Here is a 14,148-nt window from a genome sequence, read left to right as displayed (position 1 = left end):
AGTTTGCCCAATTATATCAAGGGTTTGTTTGGAAAATTAAGCTGCGAAAGTTGAGTTAAGCAACAAAATAGATTGTTGCTTGACTCTCCACCAGTTAAAGATCCTCTAAATCTATTCGTTAGATATGTAACTAATATATACGAGATAAAGAGAGAATGTGATAAAGCTATTTCTAATTATGAAAATTTAATGACTAGTTGGGAATTGGAAGTCCTTAAAAAGTTACAAACATGCACAGCTATTTTAATATCAACCATTGGCATTGAGGACATTGATGGTTACAGTGCAGAAGAGTTCGTGAATTTTTACAACAGTAAAAAAGCATCGGCTCCGCAAAACGAAAAAATTAATGTTTTCATTTACGACATTGAAAAAGATTTAGTGAAATATTCAGAGCAGATTAAACTCTGTATGGAAGTATTTCAAAACTGTATATAGGCTGGACAGTGAAAAGTTTTCACATTTAAGAAGCAAGCGAATCCGCATCCGGATGGGCCGATTGCTGCTTGGAACGAATTATTCGGGTTAGCGCCAGATGCGGGTTTTGAGCAAACAAGCGAAAAAGCGATTGGCGCAAGTAAGCGACGACCGTCGCCTCCGACACGATCGACCTGGAAGGCGTGCGCAGATAGCGGAAGAACAGCGCAGGCGTACGACCGGAAAAGCGTAGCGCGAGAAGCTGCACGATGCCTGTCGCGATGACACTGCACATGACGAAGCCTTCGATGGCCCGGAGAGTCAACCGAATCCGTTTCCGAGCCGACTCGTTTGTCACCTGCTCCAGCGGATCCGTCTCTCCTTTGCGGCGGTAGCGGTTCAGCTTCGGCATCGACGCGCTCCAGAAGCGATAGCCGAACGCGCCGATCACTTGCTTCATTTCCCGAAACGTGCATTCAATCTTGAAACGGTATCCGTACAGTGTGATGATCTCCGTCGCATCCAGCGCCAGATCGGTGCTGACGAGAATCGAAAGGCGGTCGCCGTATCGAACGAGGACAAAGCGCAGCTCTTGATAGAGGCCCTGCCCCCATAACAAATCCAGACACAGGAAGGAGACGGTTTCTTCCTTGCCATAGATCGTCATGACAGCAGTTTGAAAATCGGCCGCGCGCGTTTGGAACAGCTCGGCGAGCCGCAGCATCTTGCCTTTCTTCGGCGGACGGCCGCGGCCCGGTTTCTTCGGTTCCGGTCTCTCATAGGCGACCGCATTCATTTTCGCTTTGGTGACGAGATGCATGCGTGCATCGCTGGCCCGATTTCCTTCGGTCAACCGCTGCAGCGCAGAGATGGACAGGAAATACCGGTCCAACAGAAGCAGCGCCCCGCCAAAGGTGCGAGCGGCGACGAAGGCCTGTTCGACCATTTGCACGACATGGGAAGCCTGACGCTCCTCGGAGCCGTTCGCCCATCCGAAGATCGCTTTCACGCCATCCTGCAGATTCATGAACAGGGGCAGGCAGAACCATTTTTGCGGCGCGCCCGCCAGAATGCCGATGGCGCCGAACAAATGACCGAAGATATACTCGCCTTTGGAGACATTTTCGGATTCCTGATGTAGCTTCTTCACGCCCGGCATATGCCGTCCTTCTTTGGCCTGCTTCATCCCGTCGCCGACGAGAACGACACGTCCGCGCACGTACAGGAGCGGAGCGAAGCGATGAACGACCTTCTGCCAGGCGAGCCGCAGCGATCCCGGCGACCAGGCGGAAGAACGAAAGAAATGGATCATCGACTCGTAATGACGCGGATGCAGCGCCAGATCCCGGACGATGGAAGTGACACCGAGATGATCGGAACGAACCATCAAACCGACAACGATGACAACGAACCACTCGAAGGCGGCGACGCGGGAAAAGCAAGCTCGAAATGCACATAGAACTTCATTCATCAATTTCAACATGGACTGGTCGATCGTAACGAAATCGGGTACACTACTCTTGTAACCCTCTCTTGCGATCTGATCTCCTTTCTGGTGTCGGAGCCTTAAAGATACTACAGATTCGCTTGATTGGGTTATTTTGCTATGTGACGATTTTTCGACAAGAACTTTTCACTGTCCAGTATATAGGGATTAAGTAACAAACAACGCACACGGAACTCGAGAGAGGCTGATGGCCTCTCTTTTTGTTTAATTCAACCCTGTCATGTTCAGTTCCCAGGCCAATGCGTCTGCGCCGCAAGCCGGTCTCCAACATTTGCCTTCGAGGGCATGCTGTGTTTTGTTGACACCAAGGTTGAAAGGTAGAAAGATAGTAAATGGGTTCAAATTAAAGGTCTTTCCGGGAGGGATGAAACATGGCGTTGGAAATCAACGACCAACTGGTTCCCGATATCGGCTATTTGATCTACAGAAAATGCACGCCGTCATGGGAAATTGCGGAGAACGTCATTTCGTTCTACGATATCACCTATGTCGTCGAAGGCAGAGGGATTTATACCATCAACGGGGTGCCGCACGAGGTGAGACGCGGAGATCTGCTGTGCGTGCCCACGGGAAGCCTCCGCAAGGCCCACAGCACCGTCGACGACCTGATGCATCTGTACTCCGCCAACTTCAAACTCTACGACATGAACGGTCAGATGGCCGATCTGCCGCTTCCTCTCGTATCGCACATCGGGATCAAGAGCGACCTCATCGGGCTCTTCCGCGAGCTGTCCAACGCCTGGGTGCGCAAAGAGGCCGGCTATCTCATCAAAACCCGGGGGCTCCTGCTCGTCATCATCCATCGGCTCATTGAACTGATTCTCCTGAAAAAAGACTCCGCCAGCACGGACTACCGGGTGAAGAAGGCCATCAGCTATATCTCCGAAAACTACGCGAGCAATATTACGGTGAAAGAACTGGCCGATATGGTAGGGCTCAATGCCGTCTATTTCGGGGCTTTATTCAAGAAAGAGACGGGGATGCTGGTCCATCAATATCTGGCGCAGACCAGAATCAACCACGCGCAGGACATGCTGCAGAACGGCGAGTGCAACGTGAGCGAAGCCGCGGAGCGCTGCGGATATAAAGATTTATCCCACTTCCGGAAGCAATTCAAGATGATCAAAGGCTACACGCCGTCGCACTGTCTCCGGGCCTAGCAGCCGGCCGTTAAAAAAAAATTATCTTTAATCAGCCACGGTTAACTAAATTCCGGCTATTGTCGGGCGTTAACCCCGATGCTAAATTGTGTTAGAGGATGGCAACGCTTACAGGCAAGCCGGTGCCATGATGGAAAATGGAACAGACAAGGGCCGCCAAATGTTGAAGGAGGCACTGAGACATCCATGTCGACATCCGCGATGAACTGGAATAAAACATTGAGCTATCTGCGACGCTACTGGGTCCTGTATGCGATGCTGATTCTTCCGATCGCGTTTTTTATCACATTCCGCTATATCCCGATGCACTACATTCAGATCGCGTTCAAGGAGTACAGCATTGTCCAAAGTCCCTGGGAGATGAAATGGGCGGACAACAACGGCTTCGAATACTTTATTCAGGCATTCTCCAACCGGGACTTTATCTATGCGCTGAGAAACACCCTGATGCTGAACTTCCTGGACCTGATCTTCGGTTTCCCGGCGCCCATCATTCTCGCCCTGATTTTGAATGAACTGGTATTTAAGCGCTTTAAAAGGTTCACCCAAACCGTCGTCTATCTGCCCCACTTCCTGTCGTGGGTCATCATTTCCGGCATGGCGCTCCAGCTGCTGGCCCCGACGAACGGGCTGATCAACATTCTGCTGAACCGAATGGGCTTCGATTCGATCCCGTTCCTGAACGATCCCGTTTACTGGGTGGGCACGTACGTGGTGCTCGGCATCTGGCAGAGCGTCGGCTGGAACACCATCATCTATCTGGCTGCCATCACCGGCATCAATCCGGAGCTGTACGAGGCCGCATCGGTTGACGGAGCGGGACGTTTCCGCAAGATCTGGCATGTGACGCTGCCCGGTCTTCGTCCCACGATCATCGTGCTGCTGATTCTGAGCCTCGGCCAAATTCTGAGCAGCGAATTTGACCGGCCATATGCGCTCAGCAACAAGCTGGTCACCGATGTGTCGAACGTCATTTCGATCTTCGTGTACAACTACGGTATTCGCGGATTGCAATTCTCGCTTTCCACCGCTGTCGGGCTGTTCCAGTCCGTAGTGTGCGTCATCTTCCTGTTCGCGGCCAACGCTCTGGCCAAGAGATTCGGCGAACGCGGCATTTGGTAGGAGGGCTGCAGCATCATGGTCAAAACAAAAAGCGCCAAAATCGGGGACTGGGTTGTCGTATTCATCTGTCTGATTCTGATTTTCGTCTGTCTTCTGCCGGTGCTGACCATATTGGCACGTTCCTTGAGTTCGGCGGACGCCCTGATCAAGAATGAGGTGCTGCTCTGGCCGAAAGGACTGAACTTCGATGCATACACGACCGTGCTGGGGGACTCCAAGTACACCTGGTCGCTGGCATGGACGGCCATCCTGACCGTGATCTGCACGATCTGGTCCCTGTTCATGACGATCTTGTGCGCCTACCCGCTCATCTATGACAACCTGAAGGGGAAGAAGTTTTTCGTCGCGCTCATTCTGTTCACGATGTACTTCAACGCGGGCACCATCCCGATGTACCTGCTGCTGAAGGAGCTGCACCTGCTCAACAATCCGCTGGTCCTGATCATTCCGAACTGCATCAGCGTGTTCTATGTCATCATCTTGCGCAGCTTCTTGTACACGATACCGGAAAGTCTCCGAGAGTCGGCGGAAATCGACGGAGCGGGTCCGCTGCGGGTCCTCTTCAACGTCTATCTGCCGCTGTCCACGCCCGTACTCGCCACGTTGGCGCTGTTCTATGCGGTGGGCCGGTGGAACGGCTTCTCGGACGCGCTGATGTACATGAACGACAGGAAATATTACCCGATCCAGCTTTTGCTGTACAACATCCTGAACAGCATCAACAGCATTGAGGTGGCCACGCAGGAAGGCTTCTCGACTCCGGGCTTGTCCGAAACGATCAAAGCGGCAACGGTCATGTTCGCGACGGTGCCGATCCTGTTCGTGTATCCGTGGCTGCAGCGATATTTCATCTCGGGCGTCACGCTCGGAGCCGTCAAAGGGTAAGAAATCCGGAAAGTTGAAGCCTGCAGCGGGGTAAAAATTGACTTTGTCACTGACACTGTCAATTTTTATATAAAATTCCAGTTAATGAGCATGTGAGGGGGAGCGAAGATGAGATCTCGCCGTATCGTGATGTCCATCCTGACATTCGTTCTGGCATCCGTGCTGGTACTCGCGGGATGCAGCAAGAACAATTCCGGTTCGTCGAACGCGACAAACAGCACGCCGAACACGGGCAACTCCGGTTCGGAGGGAAGCTCGGGCAATTCGGGCGGCAGCTCGGATTCCAAACTGGAGAAATGGGGTCTCGATGAGAACCTGCGCTTCAAGGAGACCCGCAAGATTACGGTCGAAATTTACGACCGCGGCAATGACGGCGGCACCCCGCCGGAGGACAACTTCTATACGGATTATATCAAGGAAGGCATGCTTCGCGACCACAACGTGGAAGTCGAGTTTGTCCCCGTACCGCGCTGGACGGAGGGCGAAGTCATCAACAACCTGCTGGCGGCGAACCAGGCGCCGGACATCAGCGTCACCTACTCTTACCCGACGATCCAGACGTACGCGAACATGGGCGGCGTGCTTGACCTGGCGCCTTATCTGGAAGAGGCCAAAGACATTCTTCCGGATCTGTGGGATCTGCTGACGGATACCAACATCTATTGGGACCAGGATCCGAAGACCGGCACCATCTGGGCCCTCGAGGCACGGCTTGCCGTTCTGAACCGCATCAACACGTTCGTGCGTGAAGACTGGCTGAAGAAGCTCAACATGGAAGCGCCCACAAACCTGGAAGAATTCGAGAACATGCTGAAGGCGTTCCGGGACAACGCTTCCCTGCTGCTGGGCGACCAGGCGGACAAGATGATTCCGTTCGCGATCAGCTTTGACGTCGGCTGGCGCGCGGACCACCTGACAACGTCGTTCGTGCCCGACGACATTACGGACAAGGACCTCTTTGTTTACGGCTTTGATGATCGGAAATTCCTGCTCCCGAATTACAAGGAAGCCATCCGGGTCCTGAACAAATGGTACCATGAAGGGCTGATCTGGAAAGACTTCTCGCTGTATCCCGCAGGAGACCCGACGGAAGACAACCTGATGAAAGCGGGCTACGTCGGCGCGTTCATTCACAACTGGGACTACCCGTACCGCAACGGCGAAGACAGCATCCATGCCAGCCTGCAGCGTATGGTCGGCCCGGACGCGGCGTTTGTCGCCATCGAAACGTTCCCGAACGACGCCGGCGTCTACCGTAAGTTCCTGTCGCCGCCGATCGACCGGAAGATCTTCTTCCCGGCGACGAACAAGGAACCGATCGCTTCGCTGCTCTATCTGAACTGGATTTCCAAGTTCGAAAACCGGTTCTTCCTGCAATTCGGCGAGGAAGGCGTCACCCACGAGAAGATGCCGGACGGTTCCTACAAGGCGCTGGCCGCTACGGGCGAGAAGATCATGAACTCGCCGAACAACATCGACTATACGATTACGGTCAACGGCCTCGACCTGGGCGATCCCGATCTCACCGTCAAGTCGATCGCGAACGGCTATGCCGGCGTCGACAAGCGGTACATTGAGATCGCATATCAGGCTTCCATCAATGAAGGCAGAGTCGGCAAGAACGTCAACGTGGGCGAGATCAAAGCGGAAAACGGCGTGGGCCAAGCGCTCAAGGAGAAGCGCGATACAGTCCTGAACAAGGCGATTGTGGCGCCTGTCTCGGATTTCGACAAAGTCTATGACTCCGGCTTCGAGGATTACCTCAGATCCGGCGGTCAGGCGATCATCGACGAGCGCAAGGCGAAATGGGAAGAATTCTACGGCGACAAGACGATGCTGGATTGACGCGGCTGACGCGCAGCCGGCGATCATGAAGAAACCCGGAGGTTTGCTTCGTGCAAGCCTCCGGGTTTTTATTGCCTGTTATCGGCGGAATCTGCCATCGTAAAAATCATTTTCCGGTTATCCACCATGTATATCGTCTATATTTCGCCAGCAGAAGATAACTCCCCCACGAGCAAAGCAGCACAACCACGAATCCCAGAAGAGTCAAATAGTGATAGTAAGCGCCGAACCTGTCAACCACATATTTCCGCCACAGTGCAAGAAAGAACGGATGCGACAGAAAAATGACAAATGAAGCTGCGCCGATGCTGTTCAAAGCGCGTTTTACCCATGTCATGGCATCCACGTTGTATATCCGGTTTGCCAGCAGCAGCAGAAATGCACTTGCTGCAAGCGTAAACCACAAATAGATGACCTGGTTCAGGTAAGCCTTATACGGCAGAAGTGCCGGAAGCCAGTGGAAGTACACCTTCCCGGCAAAGATATAGAGCAGAGATCCGACCATAAAAAGAGCTGTAATCGCCCACTTCTTCTTGATCAACTTGCCAACGGCATGTTCATAATGCATCCCCACATAGGCCCCCGCACAAAACTGCAGGAAGTATGAAATAAACAGCACGCCAGTCCTTTGGATATGGAGCCAGTGGTTGTTGAGGATGAAGAAGATCACTTGAGACACAAGTGCAATAAGGATGAGCCATTTGTCAAGTTTGGCATGTTGAACGATATGAACCAGAGCGGGAAATAACACATAAAACTGGATAATGATGATGAAGAAATACAGATGCGTGTAGTTATTGCCCGTAATGAGCCTGATCATAAACTGATCCGCATTCAGCCATGCGTTGCCCTGGGTTTGATATTGCCAAAACAGATAATAAAACAGCGACCATGCCAAATACGGAATCAGAATGTACAGTATTCGCTTCCTGTAGAAGGTTGCGATCCATCCCCGTCCATGCATGGCGTAGTAGTTATAGAACAGCAGAAAGCCATTCAGAAAAAGGAACGCCGGTACAGCAAACTGGCTGGAAGTGTTCAATATGAAGTAGAAATCGTGTTTCCACGAGCCTTGCTGGACACGTATCAGCGGGAAGGAAGTGACATGAATCATGATGACAGCCAATATCGCAAATGCACGATAAAAGCTGAGGTATTCAATCCTCGATTTTGGTAAGTTATTCACCAGAACGCCTCCAACGATTCGGATTAGCGTAAGCACGAGGCGGTTGACAGGACAGGACCCGAATGACTCCTCCTTTCAATGATGGACAAGGCTTCCCCTTTAATCGGACCAAAATCCCTCTCTCTAGGTCAATATCCTAAATTATAACAAAATCATAATCTATTTACCACCCGATCAAAGATGGAATAAAGCAAAGCCCCTTAAAAGCGGGGCCTTGCCAACAGTTTGGTGGTATTGATCAATAAGATGCTTATGCTTTCAAAGATGCGTAGATATCAGCGTTGCCAATCCACGTCTTATCTACAACGTATTTCTTCCCGTCAGGACTGGGGAGGTTTGTCGGCCACTCTTCCACCTCAACGTTATTGCCATTTGTGAAGGGTACCCAACTATTGGAGCTGTTTTTATATTTCATTTCAAAGGCTCTGACTTGATTGTGAAAAACACTCCATGGTTGCAGCGGAGGTGTAACCCCTGTCGATTGATAAGAGGCAAAGACCAGTCGTGCAGAGTTCGCAACATTTGTGACTGTATTATTGAATGTTCTCACAACAACATCGTTAACCTTGTAAACGACCTTCTTCTGATCATTCAATTCAATTGAGATTGTAACGGTAGAACCGTCAGCATACAAGCTGCCATAGGTCGTCGATCCTTCCCCGTTCGCAAAAATACGCCACTTCAATACACCATTCTGCTTCCAATCATTCTGGTCTCTGCAAGACAGACCGCATTCATAACCATCAATGCCAACATAGAAGTTGATATAGTCCCAAATCCGCGGCAAGGTTTTGCCGTTCGGCAAAGTCAATTTTGCTTTAAACCCTTTGTCACTAAGATTGCCAGTTTTGATTCGCACAATTTTTGCATATTCCGTAAGATGGCTCATGGTTACAATATCCTCCTCTTTATCATATAAACCGGACTTAAAGACCACCGGCTTTACGGGGCCGTTGATAATCAATACCATTCGTGTCCTCTATCATGAGACCTTTGAAGCGTGAACAATAGGGATGCGATTCCGGCCGCTCCATCCCTGACCGGCGAAATCGTATTGTTCATCTCTTCACCCTTATAGGAAATCCCCATGCGCTTCTCACAACCAAACCATAAAATTTTTTTCGCTAACGCACCGCTTGAATCTGCAAATAGGCGGAATAAATGCATGCGCCGCCACGCTCTTGGCCTTTGTTCCAAGAAGGTGACGGCGTTATCGATTCATGAGCATGTTCCATTTTCCTTTAACGTTACTCAATATTGTCCCTCTTGATCATGGCGATCAGTTCGGTGACCAATTCTTGTATCGCATCTTCTCTGGGCATCTTGATGAACTGCGCCAGGTAACGGATATCCGTATCAAACAACTGCAACACCTGTTCAATCGCTTGCTTGTCCCCGTCTCGCGCCTGCTTGATGAGGATCAGTGCGTGTTCATGTTCTCCCGGATGGTTTTGAATGCTTTCTTTTTCCATTTGCTCACCGCCTGTTGGCTCAACTGGAGTTCGGTTGCGACTTCTTTTTCCGTATATCCATCCAGATACAACCTTTTGACAATGTACCGCGCTTTCTCAGATGGAATCATCAACAGCATTCCTTGATATAAATTGTCGTGAAGACATCGGATGTGAAGTAGTAGCCGTAATGCCGTTCGTCCAAAGAGAGAGACTCCTTGGAATGCCTGACCTTCGAGCTGTATTGCAGTCTCCACGCAAATCCCCTCAAGCCTTGACGAAAGCTTTCCAGACTTTTACTTTGCTGAGCATTCATGATTCACCACCCCCGTTCACTTAACTAGTAAAAAAATGCGGCCAAACTACAACCGTCAAAATACAATGAATAATTAAAATATTTTGAAAACATTGGCCGCAGGTGTGTGTCCGGGTTCTCTGTCGAGTGCAGCGGCTTCATTTGGACTTTCATTCGGTGGGTAGTTGCTTGGGGCCAGCAGGGAAGTTAATGTCATGCCCCCCCCTTTCGAGGATTATATATTCTATATAATTCCATATTAGTGTCTAAATCCCTTTCTCCATGTGGAGCGCTTTTTATAAATCATATAACTGCCCTCTATACTCTGGCCATTAGTCGCCAAAAGAAGCGGTAGATGTCCCCTCCTGTTTTTCCTTCAAGGTGCTGCGGTCATTAATCAAGGCTTGCATTTTTATACAGGCAAGTGGCAGCGGATTGAAGCCTTGGTCCACAGAGCCAACATTAAAAAGGATTAATATCCGGATTTTGCTTTTTAAAGAAACTTTAGCTCAATTTGAGCGTCTGTTATGTAGAATGGATTCCGGAGTGGATAACGGATCATGCGGAACTACAGATTAGGATGGAGGAAGGAAAAGCTGTGAAGAAAATTGTTGCCTGTCTGATCGCTGCTCTGTCGCTGCTTGCTTTTACACTGCCATTGCAGGCCGCTGATGAAGTCCATCTGTACATCAACAGCGAAAAAATGAATACGGACGCGGCTCCCGTACTCGTAAATGGACGGATGCTGGTTGCCTTGGCATCGCTCAAGAAGCTGAATCTGGACTTGCAATGGAATCACGAGACGAAACAGGTGACCGTTGCCTCGCCCCAAGCCAAAAGTAAGCTGGTACTTACAGTAGGAAGCAAGTCGGCCATGCTGGGCGACACGACGATGACGCTGGACGTGCCTGCCCGATTGATCAAAGACCGGGTCTATGTTCCGGTTCGCTTTGTCAGCGAAGCGTTCCAGGCGGACGTGAAATGGCTTCCGGAGATCAACTCGGTTGTGATCCGCAGCGCCGACAAGAAGGAGATGTATGAAGCGCTTTACCATGGTGATGATCTGGTGGAGGCCAGAAAAATTGCGATCTCCTTGCCCACCGAGGACGTCAACACGCTTGGCAGTACAGGAGAGATGCATTCCCATACGTTCATTTTTCCGGAAGGAGAGGCGCTTCGATACTATTATGAATGGGGAAATCTGCTTTCTTATTACGAAATCAAGCATGATGTGAAGCGTCTGGTGTGGGAAGGGGTGTTGGGAGCCGAGCAAGGCGTTTACGCCCAGGAAAGAGGAGTCCGTCCCCCGGAGGAGAAGTCCAGAGTTTATTTCAATCTGGACCGGTTTCAGTCGGATGTCGTTCACTATTGGAAAGAAGGCGGCGGTGAAATGCTTCACGGCAACACCCGACCCGGCAAATACGTTGATTCGCCCATGGCCAACGCTGTTCAGCCGATACCGGATGAGGTTCGGATTGATCAAGTGAAATAACAGAACGCATGAAGAGACCGCAGCAGGTCTCTTTTTTTTTATTGTTCCGGCCGTAATGGTTGTTATTTCATGTTCTCTTTACTTAATAAGATGCAGGCACATATGGAATGGGGGTGATGATATTGGAAGACACGCAGTTGATGACCTTGATCACGACATCGATCTCCAACTTTGGGTTTCCGATCGTGCTTACCTGTTATCTGCTTATCCGGTTCGAGAAGAAGATCGAGATGTTTAACGACAGGATATTGGAGTTGCTTCACGTGATCAAAGAGGAAATGCGAAAAAACTAACGCAATCCGCAAACCTTCTCCTGCTCTCATTCGTGTAATAGATGAAAGGGGGGGGGGAGCGGCGGGAAGTCCCTGGCTGCGTGTGATCGAAGGGATTTGCTTTTCGGATGAAGCCAAACGATTCCATGGAATCTGTATTCAGCGAACTGTATGAACGCCATATCGACACCGTCTACCGCATTTGCTACGCGATGATGGGCAACAGACAGGATGCCGAGGATGCGGCCCAGTCCGTGTTCGTCAAGCTCATGCGCAGCAAGATGACCTTCCAAAGTGTTGAACACGAGAAAGCCTGGCTGATCGCCACCGCCCGCAATGAACACCGCAGATGGTGGAGGAAGAAGGTCGTCAAGTTTGAAACGGGCATGCCCGATGAGCAGCATGCCGACCGTTTGCCGCAGCACGAGATGATGGACGGTATGCGCAGACTCCCTCCCAACCACAGATTGCTTTTGTACCTGTACTATTACGAAGGCTACAAACTGCTCGAGATTGCGAAAATGCTCAAAATGAACATCAATACCGTCAAGACACGGATGAGGGATGCCCGGAAGCGCCTGAAGCTGGAGTTGGGGGATGATTTTATTGACTAAGGAAAGGCTGCGCGCTGTATTTGACGGGATGGCACCGGATGAAGAGCAGAAAGCTCGAATGAAGCAGCACATATGGGAGCGGTTGAATCGCCGGTCGATGAAGGGACGGGTGACGGGCAGGCGGTTGAGACGGGCTGCGGGCTTCGCGGTCGGTCTTGTGCTGGCGGTGGTGGTCATGGTCAACCTTCCGTTCGAAAAGGCGGCACCCGCTTACGCGATCAGCGTGAAGGCCGGGGAAGACGGCCCCGTGTTCAAGTTGGCGGATCGGGAAGGGAAGCGGGATGAGCATGTCACAACCGTCAGCTATGTCGACTCCAGGCCCGGGCTGGAATTCTACATTGAAGGAGAAAATATCGCCTCGATCCATATCAAGGCGGAAAATGAATATGTCTACGCGGTGGACTGGACGAAGACGCAGCACGAGAAGTATTGGAACGTGGAATATTACCAGCACTTCGACGAAGAAACCCAAACGTCCGTCGCTGATTTCGATCTGCTCTACGATAAGGAAATGACGATGACTTTCGATGAGGATTTCCACGATTACGATCAGATCTGGTATCGCTGGACGGCGTGGAACATGTACCAATGGGCCGCCGAGGACAATTTCTCGCGATTCTACGGATTCGGGTATGATCCGATAGACATTGATGTTGACAGTTTGACGGAAGAAGAGAAGCGGGAACTTGCCGCGGAGAACGGGTCGTCCATCGGGCATATGAATCTGGAAGACTATCCGGATCATCTGAAGGAGGACACCATCACCATTACCATCACGGACAGGCAAGGCCATGTGACGACGAAAGCCATCCAGGTGAGAGTCGACAACAACCGGCTGGGGCAGACGGTCGTGACGGCACGGTTGAAGAATGTTTCCTGAAGCATAAAGAAGAAGGGGCGCCCGTCATCACGGCGCCCCTATCTCATCTTCCATGCTTGAACCGCGCGTCAATCCCAGTGCTGAATATACACGGTCGGCACGGGTTCTTTCGTAAATGTGACCACGGCGCCCAGAGCCTCGCTGATGAATCTGAGGTTCACGAAAGTGTACATATTCCCGTCTTTGTATTTGGAAGTGAAAGGAGATTGTGTCAATTTCACTTCCTCATCATTGACATAAGCGGTCTGACTATCAATGGTAATTTTGATTGTAGTACCATCTTTGGTTGCCGTAATGGTTTTCGTGCCCGGTTGCCAAATCACTTCAGCACCAAGGGCTTCAAACAGCGGCCTGAACGGCACCATGGTGTTGTCATTTACGGCAATCGCCGGAGGCGTGAAATCCATTTCCTCGCCATTCAGGATGACTTTGACGGCGTATTTTGTATAATAGGAATAATCTGTTTCCTGTGCGGATGCGGCCATCGGCAAGCACAGAAGCAGCACTGCGGCGCATAACGACAACTTTTTCATAGGACACCTCGCATCAGAAATTTTACATATGGGAAGACGCTCGAATGCTGCACAAAGTTTCTTTATTTTTAAATGATTGTATTTCGGAGGCAGCTTGATGGAACTCAACCAAGAAGAATTGGAGCGGACCGTTGCCTTGCTCACCTCGACCATCGCCAAATGCGAGAAAATGCAGCAGAAGTTCACGGAAGGATCGTCCCGGCACTCGCTGCTGAAGAACAGGATCAAGGCGCTCCAAATCTCGAAGGCGCTTCTGACCAACGATCCATCGGCCAATTATACAAGCCGGGAACTGAGGGATGCGCTCCCGCCCGTCCAATCGATCATCCACAAGACGACGAAAGCGCAGCGCAAATATGAGCAAGGAAGCCCGAAATACAATCAGTTTGAACCGTTGATCCGCGCGATGGAGATTTCGAAAGCATGCATCGAGGGAAAGATCATGGAAGGTGCCGCCCAACCGGAACAGCGGAGCCCGTGAACCGTTCA

At 50.8% G+C, this 14,148-nt stretch carries 15 protein-coding genes; 9 read left to right on the top strand and 6 right to left on the bottom strand.

Annotation, left to right across the window (positions count from 1 at the left end; all coding sequences use genetic code 11):
* Positions 1 to 463: 463 nt before the first annotated feature.
* Positions 464 to 1,888, bottom strand: a complete 1,425-nt coding sequence (locus KJQ12_RS04500) for a transposase (protein ID WP_213483683.1) — start codon at positions 1,886 to 1,888, stop codon at positions 464 to 466.
* Positions 1,889 to 2,295: 407 nt separating this feature from the next.
* On the opposite strand from KJQ12_RS04500, the gene KJQ12_RS04495 reads away from it, so the two are divergent.
* From KJQ12_RS04495 to KJQ12_RS04480, 4 genes are all read left to right on the top strand, one after another.
* On the top strand, positions 2,296 to 3,084 hold the full coding sequence (locus tag KJQ12_RS04495) for an AraC family transcriptional regulator (protein ID WP_213483676.1): 789 nt from the start codon (positions 2,296 to 2,298) through the stop codon (positions 3,082 to 3,084).
* A gap of 186 nt (positions 3,085 to 3,270) precedes the next feature.
* Complete coding sequence (locus KJQ12_RS04490; RefSeq protein WP_213483675.1) at positions 3,271 to 4,206, top strand: ABC transporter permease; 936 nt, start codon at positions 3,271 to 3,273, stop codon at positions 4,204 to 4,206.
* Between the two features lie 15 nt (positions 4,207 to 4,221).
* On the top strand, positions 4,222 to 5,091 hold the full coding sequence (locus KJQ12_RS04485) for a carbohydrate ABC transporter permease (protein ID WP_213483674.1): 870 nt from the start codon (positions 4,222 to 4,224) through the stop codon (positions 5,089 to 5,091).
* A gap of 108 nt (positions 5,092 to 5,199) precedes the next feature.
* Positions 5,200 to 6,936, top strand: a complete 1,737-nt coding sequence (locus tag KJQ12_RS04480) for a type 2 periplasmic-binding domain-containing protein (protein WP_213483673.1) — start codon at positions 5,200 to 5,202, stop codon at positions 6,934 to 6,936.
* A 106-nt stretch (positions 6,937 to 7,042) separates the two neighbouring features.
* On the opposite strand, the gene KJQ12_RS04475 is transcribed toward KJQ12_RS04480, so the two are convergent.
* The 4 genes from KJQ12_RS04475 to KJQ12_RS19865 all read right to left on the bottom strand — a co-directional run bounded on the left by KJQ12_RS04475 (position 7,043) and on the right by KJQ12_RS19865 (position 9,704).
* A complete protein-coding gene (locus tag KJQ12_RS04475) occupies positions 7,043 to 8,122 on the bottom strand; it encodes an acyltransferase (protein ID WP_015253703.1) in 1,080 nt (359 codons plus the stop codon).
* Between the two features lie 250 nt (positions 8,123 to 8,372).
* A complete protein-coding gene (locus KJQ12_RS04470; protein ID WP_213483672.1) occupies positions 8,373 to 9,092 on the bottom strand; it encodes a hypothetical protein in 720 nt (239 codons plus the stop codon).
* 277 nt (positions 9,093 to 9,369) lie between these two features.
* Positions 9,370 to 9,594, bottom strand: a complete 225-nt coding sequence (locus KJQ12_RS04465; protein WP_213483671.1) for a helix-turn-helix domain-containing protein — start codon at positions 9,592 to 9,594, stop codon at positions 9,370 to 9,372.
* Entirely contained in the window at positions 9,543 to 9,704 is a 162-nt protein-coding gene (locus KJQ12_RS19865; RefSeq protein ID WP_213483670.1) for a terminase gpP N-terminus-related DNA-binding protein, read from the bottom strand. The genes KJQ12_RS04465 and KJQ12_RS19865 overlap by 52 nt, the downstream gene beginning before the upstream one ends.
* Positions 9,705 to 10,466: 762 nt before the next feature.
* Here KJQ12_RS19865 and KJQ12_RS04455 point away from each other — a divergent pair.
* The 4 genes from KJQ12_RS04455 (at position 10,467) to KJQ12_RS04440 (ending at position 13,126) form a co-directional block, all read left to right on the top strand.
* Entirely contained in the window at positions 10,467 to 11,360 is an 894-nt protein-coding gene (locus tag KJQ12_RS04455) for a copper amine oxidase N-terminal domain-containing protein (RefSeq protein ID WP_015253705.1), read from the top strand.
* A gap of 107 nt (positions 11,361 to 11,467) precedes the next feature.
* Positions 11,468 to 11,653: a YvrJ family protein gene (locus tag KJQ12_RS04450; RefSeq protein ID WP_342344823.1), complete on the top strand. Its 186-nt coding sequence runs from the start codon at positions 11,468 to 11,470 to the stop codon at positions 11,651 to 11,653.
* 125 nt (positions 11,654 to 11,778) lie between these two features.
* Positions 11,779 to 12,246, top strand: coding sequence for an RNA polymerase sigma factor (locus tag KJQ12_RS04445; protein WP_213483669.1), 468 nt, complete (start codon positions 11,779 to 11,781; stop codon positions 12,244 to 12,246).
* A 58-nt stretch (positions 12,247 to 12,304) separates the two neighbouring features.
* Positions 12,305 to 13,126, top strand: coding sequence for a hypothetical protein (locus KJQ12_RS04440; RefSeq protein WP_213483668.1), 822 nt, complete (start codon positions 12,305 to 12,307; stop codon positions 13,124 to 13,126).
* A gap of 68 nt (positions 13,127 to 13,194) precedes the next feature.
* Here KJQ12_RS04440 and KJQ12_RS04435 read toward each other — a convergent pair whose 3' ends face one another.
* Complete coding sequence (locus KJQ12_RS04435; protein WP_213483667.1) at positions 13,195 to 13,659, bottom strand: copper amine oxidase N-terminal domain-containing protein; 465 nt, start codon at positions 13,657 to 13,659, stop codon at positions 13,195 to 13,197.
* Positions 13,660 to 13,756: 97 nt separating this feature from the next.
* On the opposite strand from KJQ12_RS04435, the gene KJQ12_RS04430 reads away from it, so the two are divergent.
* Positions 13,757 to 14,140 (top strand): hypothetical protein, encoded by a 384-nt coding sequence (locus KJQ12_RS04430; protein WP_213483666.1) that lies wholly within the window; start codon positions 13,757 to 13,759, stop codon positions 14,138 to 14,140.
* The last annotated feature ends 8 nt before the right edge of the window (positions 14,141 to 14,148 follow it).

The sequence above is a fragment of the Thermobacillus xylanilyticus genome (assembly GCF_907165215.1).
Taxonomy (GTDB): Bacteria; Bacillota; Bacilli; order Paenibacillales; family Paenibacillaceae; genus Thermobacillus; species Thermobacillus xylanilyticus.
Note: the sequence above shows the minus strand (reverse complement) of the source record. Positions and strands in the feature narration are given on the sequence as shown.